Origin of the sequence: Lysinibacillus pakistanensis, from assembly GCF_030123245.1 — a bacterium.
GTDB classification, from domain to species: domain Bacteria; phylum Bacillota; class Bacilli; order Bacillales_A; family Planococcaceae; genus Lysinibacillus; species Lysinibacillus pakistanensis.
This window is the reverse complement of the sequence record NZ_CP126101.1, coordinates 3,194,013-3,216,346: the sequence shown is the minus strand read 5'-3', so window position 1 is coordinate 3,216,346 and position 22,334 is coordinate 3,194,013. Positions and strand designations below refer to the sequence as shown.

Here is a 22,334-nt window from a genome sequence, read left to right as displayed (position 1 = left end):
AGGGAGTCTTACAACATGACAAGTCGTTTAGTAGAAGAGTTTTTCGAGCTCGTACAAATTGATTCAGAAACAAAATATGAGCATTTGATTGCGCCAGTTTTAATCGATAAATTAACAGCGCTTGGTTTTACAGTAGAACAGGATGATGCCCATACACGAAATGGACATGGAGCAGGCAATATATTGGCTACTTTAAAAGGTTCTTTAGATGTTGAACCAATTTATTTTACTTCTCATATGGATACAGTTGTACCAGGTAAAGGAATTAAGCCATCTTTACGAGAGGATGGTTATATCGTGTCCGATGGTACTACAATTTTGGGCGCTGATGATAAAGCTGGGCTTGCAGCATTACTAGAAATGGTGAAACGTTTAAAAGAGCAAAATATTGAGCATGGAGATATTGAATTTATCATCACTGCGGGTGAAGAAAGTGGACTTGTTGGGGCTAAAGAGTTAGATTCATCCAAAATTAAAGCCAAATACGGCTTTGCAGTGGATAGTGATGGCAAAGTGGGTGGAATTGTTACAGCAGCACCATATCAAGCAAAAGTCTTCGCTAAAATTATTGGCAAAACTGCCCATGCTGGTGTAGCTCCAGAAAAAGGAGTGTCAGCGATTACAGTGGCTGCAAAATGTATTGCACAGATGAAGCTAGGACGTTTAGATGAAGAAACTACAGCAAATATTGGTCGTTTTGAGGGTGGTCAGGCTACGAATATTGTATGTGATGAAGTGAATATTCTTGCAGAGGCTCGTTCAATTGATAAAACGAAGCTCGATGCTCAAACGAAGCATATGCAGGAGACATTTGAACAAATCTCTGCATCACTTGGAGCACGTGCTGAAGTAGAAGTAAAGCTTATGTATCCAGGATTCCGAGTTACTGAAACAGATAAAGTCGTTCAAGTCGCAATGGCAGCAGCACGTAACATTGATCGCACACCGACGCTAGGGATTTCTGGAGGAGGTTCAGATGCAAATGTAATTGCAGGATTTGGCATCCCTACAGTCAACCTTTCTGTTGGCTACGAAGATATTCATACAACAAATGAAAAAATCCCAGTAGAAGAATTAGAAAAATTAGCAGATTTACTAGTTGAAATTGTCAAAGAATCTGCAAAAAAATAACAGCAGAAATTGAAGGATGTGACCGCATGGAAAGTGTAAAGGCAGTAGTTTTTGCTTGTGGAACTGAAGAGTATGCAGTGCCTGTGGAACAAGCAATTTCAATTGAAAAATTAGAGCAGGTAACACCGATTCCTCATTTACCTAATTATCTTCTAGGCTTCACGAGAATTCGTGGTGAGCTTATCCCAGTGCTTGATTTTGAACGTATTCTTTATAATCGTTCTTCAAATGCTGTAACAGCACGTATTATAGTATTGAATACAGATGTTGTGAATTATGGATTACTTGTAACGGAAGCGCGTGAAATTCTAGATTTTGACACGTCTGTTTTACAGCAGATGGGACTTGTTAACTATTCAAAAACGCGTTATTTTACAGCAGTGGCAAACCTGGAAAATCGTATGATTACCTATGTGGACCCAAAAATACTAGTCAATTCACTAGAAGGAATTCGTGAAATTATTAATTACTTGCATAAAATGCTGGAAAATGAACAAGAAAACGTAGATGCTTGAAGGCTCTACGTTTTTTTATTTTTTATAGTAAAAATAACCCGTATGAATATCATTTTATTCCCCCTTATTTATGATTAGTATGCATTTTTCCTACAGACATTTTTATTTTTGCCATGTATGATAAGAGAAAAGAAAACAACTGTAAAAGGCAAACTTGTCGAAAGAGAAGGACGCAAAGCCATGAGTCTAAACACTATTCTAGTGCATGATTGTCAGGTTACCAGGTTCTGTTCTAGGAGCCATGGCAAATAGAATGGAGCTGTAAGACATGAAAAGTTGCTCTTTATTAACAGTAACTATTGTTATTTTTGTTACAATTGCCAGTACGTTTGGACTATCATTTGGAAAGGTAGACGCAGTGACCGTGGAAGATAAGGCTACTTGGTTATGGGATACTTCTAGAATTATTGAGGATGAAGCAGGAGTACTTTCGTTTTTAGAGAACAAGCAGGTAAACAAACTTTATTTACAGATTAATACGGATATAGGAAGTGTTGACTATAAGCGTTTTATTAGTCATGCAACTGCAAAGGGTATCAAAATATATGCATTGGACGGAGCGCCAGATTGGGTATCTAAAGATGGCTATAAAATGCAGAATCAGTTGTTTGATTGGTTACATACATATAATAAAAATGCTGACGTGACAGAGCAATTTTCAGGCGTTCATCTCGATATAGAACCATACTTAAATAGTGGATGGAGCTATAATCAAACGCAAACAATTGAATCCTATCAAGCACTTCTTACAAGAGCCAAAAAGGAAACCAAGCAATTACAATTACCTTTGGAAGCAGATATGCCGTTCTGGTTTGACGAAATTAAATACAACAATCGATTTGGAAAAGGCTTACTTGCTGAATGGGTGATAAATCAAGTAGAGAGCGTTTCTATTATGGCTTATCGAAATACTGCAAAAGATATTATTAAAATTGTACAACATGAAGTCGCCTATGCAAAAAAAGTTAATAAATCCATTGTGATTAGTGTTGAAACTGGTGCATTAGATGATAACCAAAATATTACTTTTTATGATAATGGTGAAGCCTTTATGAATAAACAACTAGCTCTTGTTCAACGTCACTATGCGAAAAAAACAAGCTATCAAGGAGTTGCGATTCATCATGTTGATAGTTGGATGAATATGCAGCCATAGTAGAGCAAAGTACACTTGATGAATTGGAGGCATTAGCAATGAAAGACGAAAACTTGCAGCAAGGACTTAGTGCATGGGAAGAGTTAAGCCAAACACCTGAAACAATTATTGCCTACCAGTCTCGTTTAAAGTACATCATTGATTAAGTAGCTAAACTAGAGGATGCTAAATATCATGCACAACAAGAAGGAATAGAGGGGAATTAAAGCGGTGGCAAAAAATGATTGCATGAGGTTACGATAATGAACTAATTATGCAATTAACTAGCTTAACTATAGAGGAAGTATTACTGTTAAGAACTGAAATCGAAGTTGAATGATGTAAAACGCTAAGACTATTTTTCAAGAGCCAGGAGAAAGGTAGTCCTTTTAAAACCTAAAAAGATAATAAAACACCTCCAATTTTAGCTGGAGGTGTTTGACATTTTATTAAGAAAGTCGGCCACTATAGTCTTCAAATTTAAATTCACGAATGACTTTAATGCCCTCTTCATCATTGTAAGAAACGATTGAAGGTAAGTTGACGCCGTTAAACATATGGTTTTTCACCATGGAATAATGGGCCATATCCGTAAATACAAGACGGTCACCTGGTTTTAATGGCTGCTCAAATGAATAATCGCCAATTACATCACCAGCAAGACATGTAAGTCCACCTAGGCGATATGTGTGGGCTAATTCATTCGCTTGACCAGAACCGATAATCATTGGACGGTACGGCATTTCAAGGACGTCAGGCATATGACATGTTGCGGACGTATCTAAAATAGCAAGATCCATCCCATTTTCTTGGATATCAAGCACAGTAGCTACTAAATAACCAGTATTAAGGGCTACTGCTTCACCTGGCTCTAAATACACAAGCAGGTTATACTTTTCTTGCACATAATTAATGATATTCACAAGCTTCTCTACATCATAATCTTCACGAGTAATATGGTGGCCACCACCAAAGTTCAACCATTTCATTTGGTGTAAAACATCACCAAACTTTTCTTCCACTACTTCAATAATACGCTCTAACGTATCTGAATTTTGTTCACACATCGCATGGAAGTGTAAACCATCGATGCCGTCAAGCTGTGTTTTATCAAAGTTAGCCAAAGTTGTGCCAAGACGGGAATTCGTATAGCAAGGATCGTAAAGAGCTGTTTCAATTTCAGAGTACTCAGGATTCACACGAATACCACATTCAATTGTTTTACCAGCAGATTTCACTTTATCCTTGAACTGAGCCCATTGGTTAAATGAGTTAAACACGATGTGATCCACATAGCCTAGAAGCTCGTCCATTTCATGCTCAATATAAGCAGGAGCATAAACGTGAACTTCTTTGCCCATTTTTTCATAGCCAAGACGTGCTTCATGCAGTGAGCTAGCTGTAATGCCTGCTAAATATTCCCCTACTAAAGGGAATGTTGAATGCATAGAAAAACCTTTAAGGGCTAGTAAAATGCGGCAGCCTGTACGATCTTGAATTGATTTTAAAAGCTCAAGATTTTTTGTTAATAATCGCTCATCCACTACATAAGAAGGGGATGGAACTTTTGAAAAATCAATTGGTTTCATCGGCTTAATTCCTTTGCATCTAAATCAAGGTCAAGTAATTCTGGGTTATGGCTTTCTTGCCATGGTAGACCCCATTTATTTAATGCATCCATGAATGGATCTGGATTGAAATCTTCTACATTCCAAACACCTGGTTTGCGCCATTCACCGTTCATCACAAGCATTGCACCAATCATAGCTGGTACACCAGTTGTATAAGAAATCGCTTGTGAACCAACTTCGTTATAGCACTCTTCATGGTCACATACGTTGTATACATAGTACGTTTTTTCTTTGCCATCTTTAAGACCGCGAATAATACAACCGATATTTGTTTTACCTTTTGTACGTGGTCCAAGAGAAGCTGGATCTGGTAATACCGCTTTAAGGAAGTGGATTGGCTGAATCATTTGACCTTCAAATTCGATCGGCTCGATTGATGTCATGCCAACGTTTTCTAATACTTTTAAGTGTGTTAAGTATTTTTCAGAGAACGTCATCCAGAAGCGGATTTGTTTTAAACCTTTAATATTTTTCGCAAGTGATTCAAGCTCTTCATGGTATAGAAGGTAAATATCTTTTGGTCCGATTTCTGGTAAGTTATAAACCTCTTTTTTCTCAAGTGGTGCTGTTTCAACCCACTTGCCTTCTTTCCAGTAACGACCATTCGCTGTTATTTCACGAATGTTAATTTCTGGGTTGAAGTTTGTAGCGAAATGATAGCCATGATCTCCCGCATTTGCATCCACGATATCAATATAGTGAATTTCATCAAATTCATGTTTTTGCGCATGAGCTGTGAAAACGCCTGTTACACCTGGATCAAAACCGCTACCAAGTAATGCAGTTAAGCCAGCTTTTTCAAACTTCTCTTTATAAGCCCATTGCCATTTATATTCAAATTTTGCCGTTTCAGGTGGCTCGTAGTTTGCAGTATCCACATAGTGCACACCTGTCGCTAAGCAAGCATCCATAATCGTTAAGTCCTGATAAGGTAGTGCAACGTTAATGACTACATCTGGTCCAAAAGCTTTAATAAGCTCAATAACCTCTTCTGTATTGTCTGCGTCTACCTGTGCAGTATGAATTTTTGTTTTTCCGCCGTCTAGTTTTTCTTTTAGAGCGTCACATTTTGAAACAGTTCTACTTGCGATACAAATTTCCTCAAATACGTCCGAATTTTGAACACACTTGTGTACCACAACACTGGCAACTCCGCCAGCTCCGATAATCAATGCTTTACCCAATTGTCTACCCCCAAGTTCATAAAAGTATTGTCAAACAAGCTGATTATACAGAAATTTGATATAGTACTCAATCATTGTTTTAAAATTTTCTACAAAAAAATTTATTTTTCTACAACAATTGGACTTATTTTACTCCAATAAAGCTGAATGATTCATCAATAACTAGAGGGGAATAGAAATTACTAGTGATTGAAGTTTTACTTTTTGAGTGAAAAGGAAGCACATGAAAAATTCCCTTTCCTACTAGAGCAGGAAGGGAAAAATTCAAATAGATTTTAATTATTGCTAAATTATTTAGAAAACCGATTTGAAATTTGTTTCTTTTCATCTCCCCACACATAGAAAAAGATCATGAGCAATGTACTTAAATAAGCCATTACAAGGGCATAAGTACTGAGGGCAACATTCACTTGACTTTGCATAGCATAAATGAAAATAGCGCCTAGTGTTAACAAATTTCCAATAAAAAGCGATACAACATGAAAACGTCTATTCATAGCAAGCCCTCCTAAATGAAGATTTTATGCCCAATAGATGAAGATATAGCACTTCAATTATCTCATAATTCAGAACTTTATCCAATACTTTTTCCATTCTATTATTCAATAAAAGATGCTTTTTAAATACATCTTTTTATAGTATGATAGAAATAAAGTGAATATTCATAGATTTTTACTAGAAAGGGGAGATGATGAATCGTGAAATTACGAAATTCATTAACTTTTCAACTCGGAACGATCATTGCTGGTATCTTAGTAGTGATGCTAGGAATTACATCGTTCGCTACATATATAACGGCTTATAATAAATTATATGATGCAGCGGGAATCGAGGCATATGGATGTGCTAATATAACAACAGGCTTGATTCGCCCAGAAGATATGGAAAGAGCATTGAGTGGGGAGCAAGCAGCAAAAGAGAGTATTGGGAAGGATTTAAACTGGACAACAGGACACAAAGACATCTTTCAAACGCAATATATTTTAACACTAGATGGTACATTGCTAGCCTTGGATGATCATTTGGCAGAGAAGGGCTTTGCACCTGGAGATACATTTTACATGGACCAAGAGGCAATCCAATTATTACTTGAGAAAAAGCATCCAACATACTCTGAACCCTATACATATGGTGGAATGGAGCGATTATCAGGCTATGCACCAATTTTTAAGGATCATGACACAAGTAAAGAAATCATTGCCATTAGTGTCATTGATTTCGACGCTACTATTGTGAAGGAGCGAACTTGGGATGTTGTGCAGAGTGGTATTTTAATTAGTATTTTTCCAATGTTAATTGCTTCAATTATTACAGGCTTTTTAATTCGACGTAAGGTTAAGCCTATTACCTTACTAATTCATCAGGCCAAGCAAATAGCTAATGGAAATTTAGCGGTGGAGGAAATGAAGGTAAAAAGGAATGATGAAGTAGGAGATTTAGCAAGCACATTAGATCGTATGACCGTCAACTTACAAAATATGATTATGACGATGCGCACTACATCTATTACATTAGCCACGAATGCTGATGAAACCGCTAACACATTAAATGATATGTCAAATACGATTCAAGGCGTCGCGCACAATATCTATGAAGTTACGGCGACAGTAACAGATGGTCTGCATCATGCAGAAAATGCAACAGATGTACTTACATCCTTAGCAGAGGATTTACAAACTATAAAAGTGAAAGCAGATACAAGTGTTGAAACCTCAAGAGGAACAATGAAAATTGCTGCACAAGGAGAGCAACTTGCTAAGGATATAAATAATGACATGACGTTAATCCGTAATGGCTCTGATATGGTTAGTAACACGGTTAGTAATTTAGTCACATCAGCAACGCGAGTTCAGGCTATTACGACATCCATTGCTGGTATTGCTGAACAAACCAATTTACTGGCTTTGAATGCCTCCATTGAAGCAGCAAGAGCAGGAGAACATGGCAAGGGCTTTGCAGTGGTAGCAGAGGAAGTTCGAAAACTTGCTGAGCAATCGAATCAAGAAGTATTAAAGGTTGACCAGCTAATACAGGAAATTATGGGACATATTCAGCAGGTTACTTCTTCAACGCAGGATAATACAAAATATATTGAAAAGGGGACAAAGACGGTTCGTTTAACTGCTCAATCATTAGGAAATATTTCAGCAGCTGTTTCACATACAGTGGAAGAAATCATTGAGATATCACATGCTTTGACTTTGGAGGCAGAGAAATCAGATCATGTTGTTCAGATGATTCAACAATTAACGCAGTCTATTCAAGAGATTAAGGAAACATTGAATGCAATTACAGCGGCAGCCCAGCAAACAACAGCAAGTATTGATGAGGTAGCGTATAGCTCAAATGAAACGAATCAAATGGCACATACACTTGAACAACATGTAAAGTCGTTCAAATTAAAAGAATGTTAAACTTTAAATATTTACCCTTGTATTACATGATATGCGCTCCTTTTCTCTCGATAAGATGGTAAACTACCAATAAAACGTTTCTTTTGGTGAAGGTGAGGGTTTTAATAGTGATCAAACAGTTTGATGAGCTTGTCCAACAGATTAATGAACTATTTGTAAATGGGAGCGTGAAGGAAAGCTATCAGTTAGCCAAAAATATTGTAACTGATAATGCATTCGCAGAGCATGCGGCATTTGCTATGATTCAGCAACATGTTGCTTTATTGGAGGCGAATGGCTATGCGAATATGCCTATTCCTACTGGTGAAAAACTGAAACAAAATATGGAACGAGCAGATGGCTCCTATCCAGAGCGTGATGTCCTTTCGGCTTATACGGGAAGCCAGGATGATGAGCAGTTTGGTAAAGTGATGGATGAATTGCTAGCTGGGTCCATTGAGGCACAGGCGAATGCTTACTATATAATGGCTGAATATTTTGTTTTGGCGAAAGAGCATGATAAGGCAAATATTCAATACGCGGAAGCCATCAAACTACAACCAAATAAAGCACTTTACTGGGGGGCTTTTGCCCAATTTCTGAATCGCAGTGAGGGCAGTCCATATTTAGCCCTTCGTCTTATTGAAGAAGCAATTCAGTTAGATAGCATGAACCCACGCTGGTATTATATTCAAGGTAATATTTTTTTCCAGCTTGTTGCAGCCACAAAAAATTTAAGCTATTTACCCGCCTTAGAGGAGGCATGGGAAAAGGCTAAAAAACGTTGCTCTGCTAAGCAGGTAATGTTAAAGATGGACATTGCGAAATCCACTGATATTCTTACTCAATGGAAAAAGCAAATGCTTTAAGGAAAAAATGGCATCTTTCACCTGGGAGATGCCTTTTCGCACCAAAAAGATTACGACTTATCCTTTATATGTATAGCTATATCGGACTTGTTTAAATTTTCATTTTCAAAGCAAACACCCCAGCTATAATGCTCTCCGTGATTTGTCAAGCTCCTTTACAGCTTCCTGTATAACCTCTTTTTCCGTTAATACAGTCCCTTGCTTTTCTTGTTCTTCTACAAAAAATTTAGTAGCACTGGCATGTCCTGGGTACGATAAAAAAGAAACTCCATATCAAACATACATATAATCCCCAATCTCACCACTTTTCACTTTCCTATGAAGAAAACCAGATTGCATATTCATCATCGGCATCTTGATCACATAGCTGATTTCCGTTCAGGTGAGAGAGAAAACTGCTCAGTCAACAGCACTATCCGCTCAGGTGAGAGAGAAAGTCGCTCAGTCAACAGCATTATCCGCTCAGGTGAGAGAGAAAGTCGCTCAGTCAACGGCATTATCCGCTCAGGTGAGGGAGAAAGTCGCTCAGTCAACGGATTATCCGCTCAGGTGAGGGAGAAAACTGCTCAGTCAACAGCACTATCCGCTCAGGTGAGGGAGAAAGTCGCTCAGTCAACAGCATTATCCGCTCAGATGAGAGAGAAAGTCGCTCAGTCAACAGCACTATCCGCTCAGATGAGAGAGAAAGTCGCTCAGTCAACGGCATTATCCGATCAAGTGAGGGAGAAAGTCGCTCAGTCAACAGCATTATTCATTATTTACTACTTAAAATCTTTCTTCCTGTAAAGCCGTCACAAAGTCGGGAATGGATGCAGATGAATAATCTTCTTTTGTTTAATTTTCAGGATGACAACAGCTACTCAAGCCTATTAGGGTCATCAATTATAAGTCACTTCAAAACTGTACTAGTTCAATATGTATTTTGGTAGGAGAAACCTTTAATGGTAGGAATATTACTTTATTGGGGATAATATGAAATATAGTTTTCATTTTCAATATTATTCTATAAAGTTGAATAATTATTAATAATCGCTTCCGATGTCGTATTTTTATGCTATAATCAAACAAACGGACGTATGAAGCTTATTTTATAGCATGAAAGAAGTGTTTGTTTGAGTTTATATGTAGCATATGTATTGGTAGGACTTGCGATTGCCATGCCAGTTGGGGCCATTACCGTCGAAATGACGAAGCAGGGTTTAAAGAATGGCTTTATCCATGGTTGGGCAGTAGGACTTGGTGGCATGACGATTGACGTAGTATTAGTATTTGCATTGTATATGGGATTAGCCTCGATTTTAGCAATGCCAATTATTCAAATTCCAATGTGGATAATAGGGGCAGGCTTTTTATTCTTCTTAGGGTTAGATTCAATTAAAAATGCGGACCATGATATTACGCTAGCAGGAGAGAAAGTAACAAAATCGTTTTTTACTTCTTATCGTAATGGACTGCTAGTAGCCATTTCACCTGGAAATCTCGTATTTTGGGTGAATGTTTTCGGTGTGGTTCTAGCCAAATCATATGGTGAAGGTGAATCAACCAGCTTTTTAGTCATTGCAGCAGGTGTTCTGAGTGGTATATTATTGCATGATATTGGCTTAATGGCCATTGTTTCCGTGACTCGAAAAGCGATGAATCGTAAGGTCATTAAGACTCTTACAATGGCAGCAGGCGTCTTACTAATTGGCTTTGCTGGATATTTTATCTATGAATTTATTCAAGCTATTAAGGTCTATATATGAAAAAAGTGCGATTTACATGATCGCACTTTTTATTTTTGTTTGTAAATGTTAATTAGTTAAGCGGAAACCTCTGTACGCTCCCTGATGCAAGCGATAATTTCCTCAGCTACTTGGTGTGCTAAGGTAAGCTCAGAAGTAAAGCCTACACAAGAGCAATTCATCTCACCTAAAACATAGCAATCTTCTCCTGCTGCATCAGTATCTAACATGAAATCAGCCGTCCATATTAATGGCAAATCATAACCACCAAGCAGGCTAGTGACAAGAGGTAGCTGTGTTAAGAAGTTTTGCACCAGCTCTTCCCAGTCGTCTGGAGAATCGTAGCGGTACTTGGCACCAGAAAATAATGTAGCGCTAAAGGCATCCTCAGAATCTGCTGGCTTTTTATGTACAACGTGTACGGGTTTATCACGTAACATAAATAAGCGAATTTCCCCCTCTGTAATACGTGGCAGGAAGCGCATATCGATAAGCATGCCATTTGCACCTGTAATGTACTGCTCGCAAAACATCATAAAATCACTAAGCTTCCAATATTCCACATGATTATCCTTGGCTTCCGTACATTTAATTTGAGCATCAAGTGGTACCTCTGTGACTCCTTCTGCAAGAGGTTCTACCAATTTTACTCGCCAAATTCCTTCTCCTGTTGAACCACGATTTTGCTTTAAAACGCGTTCTGTAATAGCCAGAGAGGTAGGAAATTGGGCTTTAAAGGCTTCAATTGTATAATAGGCAAATGTATCATCAGGCACTAAATTGGTAGAGGACAATTTTGATAAGACATCTTTCGAGCCATAACCAATCATGGCATCAGGGTGCGGCATTCCAATGACACCTGCATTACATAGGTCTCGTAACATCGCAAAGTATTCTTCCTCATGCTGTAAATTTCCAGGATTAATACGTGATACATAAGCGACTCCATTTTCTTTCACGTAATTATAAATTTCTTCTTTTCTTGTCACATCAAAGAAAATAACCTCCGCATTCTGACCACGTTGCTTTAATGCATCCACCATTGGCATTGTATCTTTCCTATAGCCATCTGGTCCCTTATCTGACCCACCACGAACCTCGAAAAATATAACTTTTTTATCCATATAAATACCTCCTTAGTATGATGATAGTTTCAGTATAATAGACTGAAAGGGATAAAAGATATATAAAATATGTAAATTTTATGTATTAATTTAAATTTTATCCCACATAAACATCAGTAAAGATCGCCTATCATGCTTAAGTGAAGTACTAAACAGCTTGTGTCCTCGAATTTGCATTCGCTAGATTTTATTCGTCAGTATTATTGTTGCTTTTTGGGAAAGACCGTGAGATACAGAATCATACAAAGGATTAGCATCGTTCCAAGCAACTGAAAACCTCCAAAGTTAATTTTGAGCCATAACACGCTTGTCATAACAGCTGTTAAAGGTTCTAAACTGCCAAGTAAGCTTGTTTCTTTCGGCGTTAAATAATGTAGGCTAGCAATATAAAACCAGAAGGCTAGCATTGTTCCAAAAATAACAATAAACAAAAAATAAGCAATGGTTGACAATTCCCAATTAGACATGTTAATTTGCCACGGTTGATGAAATAGACTCATCACAATACCACCAATAACCATCGACCACCCTACCACTAGCAATGAATGAAATTGCTGTAACAGCGGAACAGCATATAGCGTATAAAAAGCTGCAGAGAGACCAGATAAAATGCCCCAAAATACTGCCAAACCTGGAACAGAGAGGGTTGAAAAGGAGCCGTTTGTAAGTAATAAAAAAGTACCAACCAACGTCAGTGTGACAGCAATACCATCCTGCCTTGTTAATTGACTATGCTTTGTTATTAGATAATAGCCCATAATAAAAAGTGGAGCTAGGTATTGAAGTAATGTCGCGACAGCTGAGTTACCGATTGAAATCGACATCATATACGTATATTGAACTGCAAGCATGCCTAGTAAACTAAATAATATTTGTCTGAAGGCATTGTGCTTTGTACGAAACATAACAAAAATTGAATTATTCCAATGTGTTATTTTATAGACTCCGATTAATAATAGACCTGCTATAAGAAGGCGACTTGAAACAAGCCATCCTACTTCGATATTTTCCTGCTGAAAAAGCTTTTGCGCAACAGTCCCGCCAATACCCCAAAAGCTTGCCCCTAGAATGACGAGAATAAAACCAAAAGTACGTTTATTAAGTTGTGTTTGATTCATTTTGAAACATCTCCTAAACTATCAATATAAAGAAATTATAAGGACTTATAGGTGTAATAAATATCGATTTAATGGTTAAAAGTATCAATATATTGAGGTGAATAGAGAAATGGTCTTAACTCATATAAAAATTGCAAAGGATTTACAAGAACTAACCTCACATGGAACGAAGGCATTTCCAGTTGCTTTGTACGAGACGACTATGCGACTAGAAAGCTTAGATTTTTTGCCATTGCATTGGCATAAAGAGATTCAATTCGTTTATGTGAAAGAAGGTCGTATAGAATATCGAGTAGGAGGGGACGTTTTTATACTCAAGGAGGGAGATGGACTATTTATTAATGCTTTAGGGTTGCACGAGGCAAAGCCGTATGAAATAAATCTAGCAAGAATTTACTGTCTCAATGTGGACCCAATGTTGCTAGGAGGACATGAGGGAAGTGTATTTACCGAGAAATATGTAAAACCATACATTACAAGTAATCGTTTACCTTATGTAAGGCTTTCAGGTTATTTAGCACAAAAGGTAAAAGAGATCGCAGGCATATTACAAATGCAGAATGATTTTTATGAGTTAAAGGTTTGGAGAGAGCTTGTAGCCATTTGGGAAGCTATGCTAACGCAATCCATGCTGACCGTTGAAATGCTAGAACCTACGAAAATTGTCCAGCATGAACGTGTGAAGGAAATGCTGGATTATTTACATGTGAATTATGCAGAGAAAATAATATTGGAGCAATTAGCCGCACATGTTTATTTAAGCAGGGAAGAATGCAGTCGTTTGTTTAAAAAAATGGTGGGTATGTCACCATTCAGCTATTTATTACTGTATCGTCTTCGTAAAAGTTTGCAGTTATTACGAGATAGTGAGCAATCCATCACTAGCATTGCATCAACAACAGGATTTAGTACAGTTAGTTATTTTATAGAAAAATTTAAGGATTATACAGGATTTTCTCCATATGTTTATCGCAAAAGATTTTGTAGAAGATAATATATGAAAAATTTTTGACAAAACAGTAGCATAAAAACACCTATTTTTGATGGAGTCATTGACAATTATAACCATAAATAATAAGGTGATATTAATAGTGAAGATAACTTTACTATTAATATTACTTTAAGGATTGAATTGAATGAAAATGTTATGCTTTTCGAAGCATCAATCCTGAAAATAATCGAGAAATAATTGTACAACTAGATAGAAAGGGTATGGAGTATTTGAAAGGGAAGAAGAAATCAAACGGTATATTATTTCTAAATATTATTCAAGGCTTGAACTGAATAAATTGTTGCTGCTAAGGGAGATTATTCAGAAATTAAGTCAAAATGTGTTAGAGGAATGATTAATTAATGAAGAACAGGTAAGTAAAATAAGGAGTGATAATGTATGATTGTTTTCAAGAAAAAGCAAAATGTATGGCTAGCTTTTTTATTAGTCGTTCTTGCCAGTAATTACACACTTTATAACACGGGTTTAGGTTTATCCATTTTACCAGCAGAAACAAAAGGAGTAGTCATTGGCTCATTAATTGATTTCGTCATTGTTATGCCGATTTTATTTATGCTTTATAAAGGTAAGTACTCTGTAAAACAAGCCATTCTTTTAGCCGCTGCTGGTTGTATTGTAGCTCGATTTATAATTCCAATCGATCATCTTCAGCCATTTGTAGCCATTACATGGGCTGGGTTTGTGATTGAAGGTTCAATTATACTATTAGAAATTTTGCTTCTTGTGACATTTGTCCGCTATATGCCTAAAATACTAGCGGATGTAAGATTAAGTAATCTACCAGATTTGTTCTCTTTTTCAAAAGCAGTTGAAAAACATGCACCAAAGCATTTAATTATTCAAATGTTGTGCACTGACTTTTTGATGCTTTACTATGCTTTCGCAAGCTGGAAAAGAAAAGAGCGTTCAGGCTTAACCTTGCATAAGAGTTCTAGTTATATCGCCTTCCAGATTATGCTTATTCATGGCATTGTTATTGAAACAATTGGCATCCATTGGTGGCTACATGAAAAGTCGATGGTTCTCTCTATTATTTTGCTTATTTTAAATGTCTACTCCGTTATATTTTTTATAGCGGATATGCAGGCTGTTCGTTTAAATCCTGTGCATGTTACAGCTGATAAGTTATATTTATCATTAGGTTTAATGAAACGAGCAGAAATTCGTTTTGATAATATTGAAGCGCTTATTGAGGATAAACATGAATTAGAAGGAAAATTATCGAAAGATACTATTGATTTTGTGGCACGTGATTTCGATGAGGCGTATCCTCAGTTTATCTTAAAGCTGAAGGAGCCTATTGATGTTACGTTTATGCTAGGCATAAAAAAGAAATATCACAATGTCGCTATTAAAGCAGACCAAAAGCAAGAATTGAAAACAATTCTTGTCCAAGGGATGGGAGTAAATTCATAAGTTCTACAACAATTAATTTTATCTCTAGGCTGTACGATTATAAATCGTTCAGCCTTTTTCCTATATCTTTATACTTAATGCATTTCATTTATGCCGTTCAATTGATATACATCATATTTTTCCTTGTATGGATATATTCTCATGCCATTTTTAAAATTTACATACTATTTAATCAGATTTTAACCTTCATCTTTTATAGTGATTTATGTATAAAAGTAGAGGAGTGTTATTTTTGAAGTTAGTTAAAACAAACATTGTTGATTTACAGGAAGGATTGGTTCTTGGGCAGGATTTATATGTTGAAAATCGTTTGTTGATGAAAAAGGGAAGTGTAATAACAGCAAGAATTATAACATTATTGAAAAATCGCCATGTTCACGATGTTTATATTCAGACACGGATTGTAGAAACAGACCTTCAAGCTGAACAGGATGGGCTGTTAGGTGTAAAACTGCACGAGAAGACCGTTGTAAATAGTGAGACAGAAAATTCTCTTTTTCTACAGGCATTAGGAGAATTGAGCACGGAGATTCGGTATGGTCATGTATTAAAAAATATGGACGATATACTATTTATACGCAATTTATTTCACCGCTATATGGAAAATAGCCATTATCGAAAACTGCTCAATACGTTAAAAGATTATGACACATACACATATATGCACGCTATCGATGTATTTACATTATGTACTCTATTTGCTAAAAAAGAAGGCATACAAAATTTAGAACATTGTGCGCTTGGATTTTTATTTCATGATATTGGGAAGCTGAAAATACCACTGGCTATTTTAAAAAAAGAGGGAAGACTTTCACCTAGTGAGTTTGAAGTCATGCAGAAGCATACACAGTTTGGCTATGATTTATTGTGCGATTTAGGACTTGTATCCATTGCTTATTTAGCTAAGTCACATCATGAGCGAATCGATGGCTCCGGGTATCCAGATGGACTAGAGGAGTCTGATATACCTAGAGAAGTATTCATATTACAGCTAATCGATATTTACTCAGCTCTTACATTAAATCGACCCTATAAACGCGAGGTCGGAGCTGCCGAAGCAATGGCAATTATTTATAAAGAAAAGCATCTTCTTGATGAAAAGCTTTTGGCCAGATTTGTCGATTTTATTGGTATTTATCCCCAAAATTCAATTGTGTTATTATCAGATGGTTCTCATGCTCTAGTAGATAATGTCAATAATATGTATCCACTCCTTCCAATTGTAAGAAGGCTAGATACAAATAAAGTCTTTAGGTTACCATTTGATTTTCAGCTTAAAGTAGTCAAGTTAATTTCCTATTACGTGGAAACACCCGAAAAGCTATTCCAAAAATTCTCTGAGTATTTAATAAATGGTGAAATAAATTTAATGGAAAAGTACTATCGGCAGTTGATGGATCAGTATACGTTCGCTGAGTGCTTTACTAAGATCTATATCCCTATCTACCAAATTTTTGAGGTAATTGAACAACAACTAGTGATGGAGGATGTCCGCTTAAAGGTTGTGCGTTTAACTCTAAAGGAACTCCTGAATAATATGCTGCTTCAATTACGAAGTGAAACTAGAAAAAATGATGCTATACTTTTTATAGTTGACCAAGATTTACGAACAAATTTTTTATTCAGTTATTAGAAGGACTATTTTATGCAAAAGAAATTAATCCGTTTCTACTAGATATCTCAACTAGTAAGGAGGAGCTTTTGAACATTGCAGATTATTGTGAGGCATCTGCAATTTGTGTATTTTGTAATGAATGTCTTGACCTTCATGGAACTACTCGGAAATTAGAGCAGTACCATATCCCCCCAGAGAAGTTAGAGAGCTTTGTCTTCAGCTTTGCTGGAGCTTCACATAAAGAAGTGAATTTAAAAGATAAATTACAAAAATATAAAGCGGTTACAAAATTAATCACTACATAAATGAATAAGGGAGGCACATACGGTGAATGATTGCATACTTTTACAAACAAAAGAAGATTGGAATTTGCAAAGAATGTATATTAATAAATTCAAGAATTTAGTACTAGTAAAAAGTATTCATCATAATTCAGCCGAAAAGAGAGCTAGACTGCAATATGAATTTTCATTGTTTGCGAACGAACAAAATCCGTGGTTGTTAAAGCCATTAGCCATTGATTATATTGACAATCAATACGCAATTATTTATGAAAATTTTAATGGTGTACCCCTACATGAGTTTAGAAATAAGCATATTTCTTTGCATCAATTTTTACAAATTGCACTTGAACTTGTGAATGCCTGTATTAAAATGCAACAAAGTGATTTACTCTATCTTAATTTGAATCCCAGCCAAATATTAATTAATCCCAATTCATTAAAGGTAAAATTACTAAGTTCTGAATACAGTTTAAAATATGATGCAGAATCTCCCGTCATTATAGAAAATCTTTATGAGCGACTTGAACAGCTGCCATATTATGCACCAGAACAAACCGGAAGAGTTAATCTAGAAATTGACCATCGTTCTGATTTATATGCACTCGGTATTATTTTTTACGAAATACTCAGTGGTCAATTACCTTTCCAAAAAGAGGAATCTTCTGAGCTTATCTATGAAATTCTAACAAAAGTGCCGAATTCATTGGTAAATCTTCAGCCTTATCCGCATCCTATTATTTGGAATATAATAGAAAAGTTATTAGCGAAAAATCCAGAATTTCGCTATCAAAGTGCTGTCGGGCTAAGAGAGGATTTATTACAAATTCAACATAAACTGTTAATAGATGAACCGCTTCATGACTTCCACTTAGGTGAATTTGACATTCATTTAAATGCGGTGCTTTCTACAAAGTACTATGGTAGAAAGCAACAAATCATGGACCTTTCTTCTATGTTTCATCAGGTGGTAAATGGCGAAAAAAAAATAGTAATGATTTCTGGCAAAGCTGGGTCTGGGAAATCTAAGCTTGTTTATACATTAAAGGGAGACATTGCTGCTGCTAAAGGGTATTTTGTAGAAACGAAGTATGAGCAATTACAGCTAGAAAATGACTTTACAGCTGTTGTACAGCCTTTAAGAAATTTATTGAAAATCGTTTATTTAGAAGGTGAGAATTCTGTTCAAGCATTACGCAAACTATTTCATGATGTAAAGTTAATGGTAACAGATCGACTTGTTCATTTACTACCAGAGCTTCGATGGTTTTTTAAAGAAGAAGCAGGTTTTCGGACAGATGTACGTGAAAATGCCAAACAGCTACATACGTATATATTTAGTTCTTTGCAAAAGATTCTATTAGCCTTTGCCATGCAAAAGAAGCCAATTGTATGGTTAATGGATGATTTACAATGGGCAAATGCTAGTACACTTGAGATGATGACCCAACTATATGAACAACATCGAGCAGGCTATTTAATGTGGATAACTACTTTTCGATCAAATGAGGAGGGGGATTTAAAAAAGAATTATAAGTCCTTGAAAAACTTCCCATCCAATCAGCATATAGAGATAAATCCTCTTGAGGAAGATGATGTACGGTTATGGCTAGAGGAATCATTACATGCGAAATCAACTACCATTAAATTAATTTCTACACAATTATTTCGTTTAACAAAAGGAAATCCGTTATTTGTGAAGGAAGCTTTTCGTTCCTTACAGCAAAGTAATACCATCTATTTCAATACCGAAACAAAAGAGTGGCAATTTAGTATTCATAAATACAATCAGTCCTTTTTTAATAATGAATTACTGACTTTTATTGAAAATAGAATGGCAACTCTCGATAAAGACGCTCAGGGGATTTTAAGAATTGTCTCTTGTTTTGGCCAAAGCTTTGAGTTTAGTTCCTTATTAAAGCTAGTCTCCATTTCAGCCCAAGATTTGCTGAAGCTTTTGGGTACACTTGTAGAGCATGGCTTTATTGTACCAATGGATGCCCATTTTAAATGGGCTAGTAAGTTTGAACATGAGGGTATTTTACATACATTTCATATGAAGTTTCAGTTTGTACACGATCGTATTCAGCAGGTAGCCTATCATGATTTATCTGATGAAGAACGGACAAGGCTTCATTATCAAATTGGAAAATTATTAACGAAAAATATCCCGAATATAGTAGATAGTTATCATTTAAGTGAAGTGGTGAAACATTTTAATTATGGTCAGCAACTGTTGAATGCTGACGAAAAACAAAATTTAGCAATATGGAATTATAAACTTGGTATTGCGGCAAAAAGAATTGGACTGTTTGACAGTGCCATCTCCTTTTTAACGACGAGTATAGAGCTCCTTCCAGACAATCATTGGCAGTCTTTTCGTAAAATGTCTGTAAAAATATATGCTAACTTAGGAGAGTGCGCATATTTAGTTGGACGTTATGATGTATCAGAATTTCATTTAACAGAAGCGTTGCGGCATTCAAAAACAGTTTTAGAAAAATTATTAATTTATAATTTAAAAACGTTACTATACATTGAATCAGACAATCATACGGTAGGAATTGAGGCTGGCATAAAAGGTCTACAAATTACCAATATGAATATTGCTGAGAACCCCTCAAAAATTCAACTTTTAAAGGAGTATTTATTATTAAGAAAAGCTTTGCACAATAAATCTGATATAGATCTTTTAAAGTATCCTCCTATTCAGGATAAAGAAATGGATACGTTAATCCATTTGATTATCAATATGACGGCAAGCACATTTATGCTTAATCCTAATTTAACGGGAATTTTATTAATGAGAGGGTTGCGATTACAGCTTAAATACGGGAACGGAACAAAAAGTGGAGTTGTCTATATTAACTATGCCATGCTTTTAAATGCTGGCTTCAATAATATTCAAGACTCTGCACGCTTTGGAAAAATAGCCATCACCTTTGCTGAGAATGAAAATAATATTTACATCAAGGGCCGTATTTATTTTGTCTATGGCATATTTATTAATCATTGGACAAATCCATATGAATCCAGTCTTCAATATATTCAAAAGGCTCAGCACAATAGCCAGGAAATCGGCTTGCATCATTTGGTCTCTGCTGCTTCTTGTTTTATCGTGGCCATCCAATTCATTAATGGAACACCTATTCAGGATTTACAGCAGGAAATTGAGCGCCAACAACAGGAGTTTTCCATTCATGCCAGTGCATTATCAATAGATTTTTTAGCTGAAATGGGGTTATGGATGAATGTGCTACAAAACCCTAATTCCCCTATTGATTGGGCATATCCCTTTGCTATATTAGACCAGCCTATTATTAAAATGATGCATTATTCTATTCGATTGAAAATGTCATTTTTATTGGGGGACGATCAGCATGGAAAAGAGTTTATGGAGATATTAAAGGTGATAGAGAAAGAAATATATACTTTGCCCATCACGCCAATTTATTATTTTTATCGTGCTCTTTGGCAGTTTCATTTTATTCATCAAAAGCGATATTCCTCGAAAACAGAATTAAGAACATATAGGATGGAGATTAGTAAAAGTATTCGTCAATTTAAAAAATGGGCTCAATATGCACCTGAAAACTATGAGCATCTCTATTGTTTATTAATGGCTGAAAATTATCGAATGAAAAAGCAGGGCGAGAATGCCATTCTTTATTACGATCGAGCAATTCAGCTTGCACAAATGAATAATTTTCTTCAAGATGCTGCCATTTCTTATGAACGAGCTGCTAATTACTATCATGCTATCAATCATAAAAAAACGGCGAGACATTATATTTTATGTGGTATACAGGTAATAAAGGAGTGGGGGGCCAATACGGTTGCTAGTCATTGGGAAAAAGTGTATCATGCCAATCACGTACCAAAAGGCCAACATAGCGGAACAGTATCATTTGATATGATGACTGTCTTCGAAACGACCCAGTCCCTAGCAACAGAAATACGGATGGAGGATTTGCTTCGTAAAATCTTATTTGCCTTATTAAAACATGCTGGTGCAGATGTCGGGTATTTTATTCATAGACATCATGAGCAATTACAAGTGTTAGCACAGGCTGAGGCCAATGAAACCAAATTTACGATATTTCATGACCATAAGATTGAAGAATTCAGTGAAACCATGCAATCCATTGTCTATTTTGTGTTACAAAGCGGAGAGCAACTAATTATTCAAAATACACAAGCACAGAGTGTTTATCTTAGTGCTTTCTCGGCTGCTAAGTCTATTTTATGTGTACCGATTCATCTTAAAGATGAGATTATAGCCATTTTATATTTGGAAAACACATTAATTACTAATGCCTTTCATCCAACACATGTGAATTTGTTAAAAATGATCTCTGGACAAATAGCCGTATCGATTGAAAATGCAAAAATATATGGTGAATTAGAAAAACGTGTTCTTTCACGGACAAAGGAATTGGATGAAACAAATAATCATTTGAAAAAGGTCAATGAACGATTAGAGAAAAATGAATTAGAACGGAAGAAATTATTGCATAGTATTTCACATGAACTACGCTCACCCATCACTTCAACACTAGGTTATATCGAATTAATATTAGACGGGGTTATTAAAGAGGAATCAGAACAAGAAAAATATTTAATTCGAAGTAAGGAAAGATTGCTATCGTTAAATGTTTTAATTCAAGATTTATTTGATTTAGCTAATCTAGAAGCGGGGAGAGCAGAATATACCTTTATAGAAGTAAGGGCCATTAATCTATTTCAACAATTTCGCTTCCGTTTTGAACGAGAGATAAAACAACTGGGCTTAGACTATTATGCCGATTTTTATGGTCATCAGGAGGCACAGCTGCTAATCGATCGTGCCCGAATCAATCAGGTGATGGAAAATTTAATGACAAATGCCATGAAATATACTTCAAATGGCAGTATTCAATTTTTAATGTATGTGGAGGACACACACTTAATCTGTTCAATTTCAGATAGTGGCATAGGTATCCCACAGAGCGATATTCCCTTTATATTCGATAGTTATTATCGAGCATCTAATGTTGATAAAGTGGATTCACACGGAATTGGCTTAGCCATTTGTAAGCAAATTGTGGAACAACATAATGGGGAAATATATGTGGAAAGCATAGAGGGTGAAGGGTCCATATTTAGCTTTACATTGCCTTTGGTAATAGAAAAAATAAAGTGTTGAG

17 protein-coding genes and 1 riboswitch are annotated in these 22,334 nt (G+C 36.0%); of the genes, 12 read left to right on the top strand and 5 right to left on the bottom strand.

The features are described 5' to 3' along the window. The first annotated feature begins 15 nt into the window (after positions 1–15). From QNH24_RS15950 to QNH24_RS15940, 3 genes are all read left to right on the top strand, one after another. Positions 16–1,131: a M20/M25/M40 family metallo-hydrolase gene (locus QNH24_RS15950; RefSeq protein ID WP_054771657.1), complete on the top strand. Its 1,116-nt coding sequence runs from the start codon at positions 16–18 to the stop codon at positions 1,129–1,131. 26 nt (positions 1,132–1,157) lie between these two features. Then, positions 1,158–1,646, top strand: coding sequence for a chemotaxis protein CheW (locus QNH24_RS15945; RefSeq protein WP_283868546.1), 489 nt, complete (start codon positions 1,158–1,160; stop codon positions 1,644–1,646). A gap of 137 nt (positions 1,647–1,783) precedes the next feature. Beyond that, positions 1,784–1,871: riboswitch (cyclic di-GMP riboswitch) on the top strand. Between the two features lie 43 nt (positions 1,872–1,914). Further along, complete coding sequence (locus QNH24_RS15940) at positions 1,915–2,802, top strand: amidase (RefSeq protein ID WP_283868545.1); 888 nt, start codon at positions 1,915–1,917, stop codon at positions 2,800–2,802. 428 nt (positions 2,803–3,230) lie between these two features. On the opposite strand, the gene nspC is transcribed toward QNH24_RS15940, so the two are convergent. From nspC to QNH24_RS15925, 3 genes are all read right to left on the bottom strand, one after another. After that, positions 3,231–4,370 (bottom strand): carboxynorspermidine decarboxylase, encoded by a 1,140-nt coding sequence (gene nspC / locus QNH24_RS15935; RefSeq protein ID WP_283868544.1) that lies wholly within the window; start codon positions 4,368–4,370, stop codon positions 3,231–3,233. Beyond that, the gene (locus tag QNH24_RS15930; protein WP_283868543.1) at positions 4,367–5,596 is read right to left on the bottom strand and encodes a saccharopine dehydrogenase family protein; all 1,230 of its coding nucleotides are present in this window, start codon (positions 5,594–5,596) and stop codon (positions 4,367–4,369) included. The genes nspC and QNH24_RS15930 overlap by 4 nt, the downstream gene beginning before the upstream one ends. Before the next feature lie 290 nt (positions 5,597–5,886). Next, entirely contained in the window at positions 5,887–6,093 is a 207-nt protein-coding gene (locus tag QNH24_RS15925) for a hypothetical protein (RefSeq protein ID WP_054771659.1), read from the bottom strand. 201 nt (positions 6,094–6,294) lie between these two features. On the opposite strand from QNH24_RS15925, the gene QNH24_RS15920 reads away from it, so the two are divergent. The 4 genes from QNH24_RS15920 to QNH24_RS15905 all read left to right on the top strand — a co-directional run bounded on the left by QNH24_RS15920 (position 6,295) and on the right by QNH24_RS15905 (position 10,603). Next, entirely contained in the window at positions 6,295–8,010 is a 1,716-nt protein-coding gene (locus QNH24_RS15920; protein WP_283868542.1) for a methyl-accepting chemotaxis protein, read from the top strand. A 107-nt stretch (positions 8,011–8,117) separates the two neighbouring features. Then, on the top strand, positions 8,118–8,858 hold the full coding sequence (locus QNH24_RS15915; RefSeq protein ID WP_283868541.1) for a tetratricopeptide repeat protein: 741 nt from the start codon (positions 8,118–8,120) through the stop codon (positions 8,856–8,858). A gap of 333 nt (positions 8,859–9,191) precedes the next feature. Then, on the top strand, positions 9,192–9,644 hold the full coding sequence (locus QNH24_RS15910) for a hypothetical protein (protein WP_283868540.1): 453 nt from the start codon (positions 9,192–9,194) through the stop codon (positions 9,642–9,644). A gap of 326 nt (positions 9,645–9,970) precedes the next feature. Beyond that, a complete protein-coding gene (locus tag QNH24_RS15905) occupies positions 9,971–10,603 on the top strand; it encodes a LysE family transporter (protein WP_283868539.1) in 633 nt (210 codons plus the stop codon). 56 nt (positions 10,604–10,659) lie between these two features. On the opposite strand, the gene QNH24_RS15900 is transcribed toward QNH24_RS15905, so the two are convergent. Continuing rightward, a complete protein-coding gene (locus QNH24_RS15900) occupies positions 10,660–11,706 on the bottom strand; it encodes a Cj0069 family protein (RefSeq protein WP_283868538.1) in 1,047 nt (348 codons plus the stop codon). A gap of 200 nt (positions 11,707–11,906) precedes the next feature. After that, positions 11,907–12,824 carry an EamA family transporter gene (locus tag QNH24_RS15895; protein ID WP_283868537.1) on the bottom strand — a complete coding sequence of 306 codons (918 nt, stop codon included), beginning with the start codon at positions 12,822–12,824 and terminating at the stop codon, positions 11,907–11,909. A gap of 109 nt (positions 12,825–12,933) precedes the next feature. Here QNH24_RS15895 and QNH24_RS15890 point away from each other — a divergent pair, with 109 nt between their 5' ends. From QNH24_RS15890 to QNH24_RS15870, 5 genes are all read left to right on the top strand, one after another. After that, entirely contained in the window at positions 12,934–13,818 is an 885-nt protein-coding gene (locus QNH24_RS15890) for an AraC family transcriptional regulator (RefSeq protein WP_283868536.1), read from the top strand. Between the two features lie 396 nt (positions 13,819–14,214). After that, positions 14,215–15,252: a beta-carotene 15,15'-monooxygenase gene (locus QNH24_RS15885; RefSeq protein ID WP_283868535.1), complete on the top strand. Its 1,038-nt coding sequence runs from the start codon at positions 14,215–14,217 to the stop codon at positions 15,250–15,252. A gap of 232 nt (positions 15,253–15,484) precedes the next feature. Continuing rightward, positions 15,485–16,885, top strand: coding sequence for an HD-GYP domain-containing protein (locus tag QNH24_RS15880; protein WP_283868534.1), 1,401 nt, complete (start codon positions 15,485–15,487; stop codon positions 16,883–16,885). A 68-nt stretch (positions 16,886–16,953) separates the two neighbouring features. After that, positions 16,954–17,172, top strand: a complete 219-nt coding sequence (locus QNH24_RS15875; RefSeq protein ID WP_283868533.1) for a hypothetical protein — start codon at positions 16,954–16,956, stop codon at positions 17,170–17,172. 22 nt (positions 17,173–17,194) lie between these two features. After that, complete coding sequence (locus QNH24_RS15870) at positions 17,195–22,333, top strand: ATP-binding protein (protein WP_283868532.1); 5,139 nt, start codon at positions 17,195–17,197, stop codon at positions 22,331–22,333. Position 22,334: the final 1 nt, after the last annotated feature.

Excerpts from the sequence above, each read along its gene's own strand:
- QNH24_RS15950 (WP_054771657.1), top strand. The coding sequence starts at position 16 with ATGACAAGTCGTTTAGTAGAAGAGTTTTTCGAGCTCGTACAAATTGAT.
- QNH24_RS15945 (WP_283868546.1), top strand. The coding sequence starts at position 1,158 with ATGGAAAGTGTAAAGGCAGTAGTTTTTGCTTGTGGAACTGAAGAGTAT.
- QNH24_RS15940 (WP_283868545.1), top strand. The coding sequence starts at position 1,915 with ATGAAAAGTTGCTCTTTATTAACAGTAACTATTGTTATTTTTGTTACA.
- nspC (WP_283868544.1), bottom strand. The coding sequence starts at position 4,370 with ATGAAACCAATTGATTTTTCAAAAGTTCCATCCCCTTCTTATGTAGTG.
- QNH24_RS15925 (WP_054771659.1), bottom strand. The coding sequence starts at position 6,093 with ATGAATAGACGTTTTCATGTTGTATCGCTTTTTATTGGAAATTTGTTA.
- QNH24_RS15900 (WP_283868538.1), bottom strand. The coding sequence starts at position 11,706 with ATGGATAAAAAAGTTATATTTTTCGAGGTTCGTGGTGGGTCAGATAAG.
- QNH24_RS15895 (WP_283868537.1), bottom strand. The coding sequence starts at position 12,824 with ATGAATCAAACACAACTTAATAAACGTACTTTTGGTTTTATTCTCGTC.
- QNH24_RS15890 (WP_283868536.1), top strand. The coding sequence starts at position 12,934 with ATGGTCTTAACTCATATAAAAATTGCAAAGGATTTACAAGAACTAACC.
- QNH24_RS15885 (WP_283868535.1), top strand. The coding sequence starts at position 14,215 with ATGATTGTTTTCAAGAAAAAGCAAAATGTATGGCTAGCTTTTTTATTA.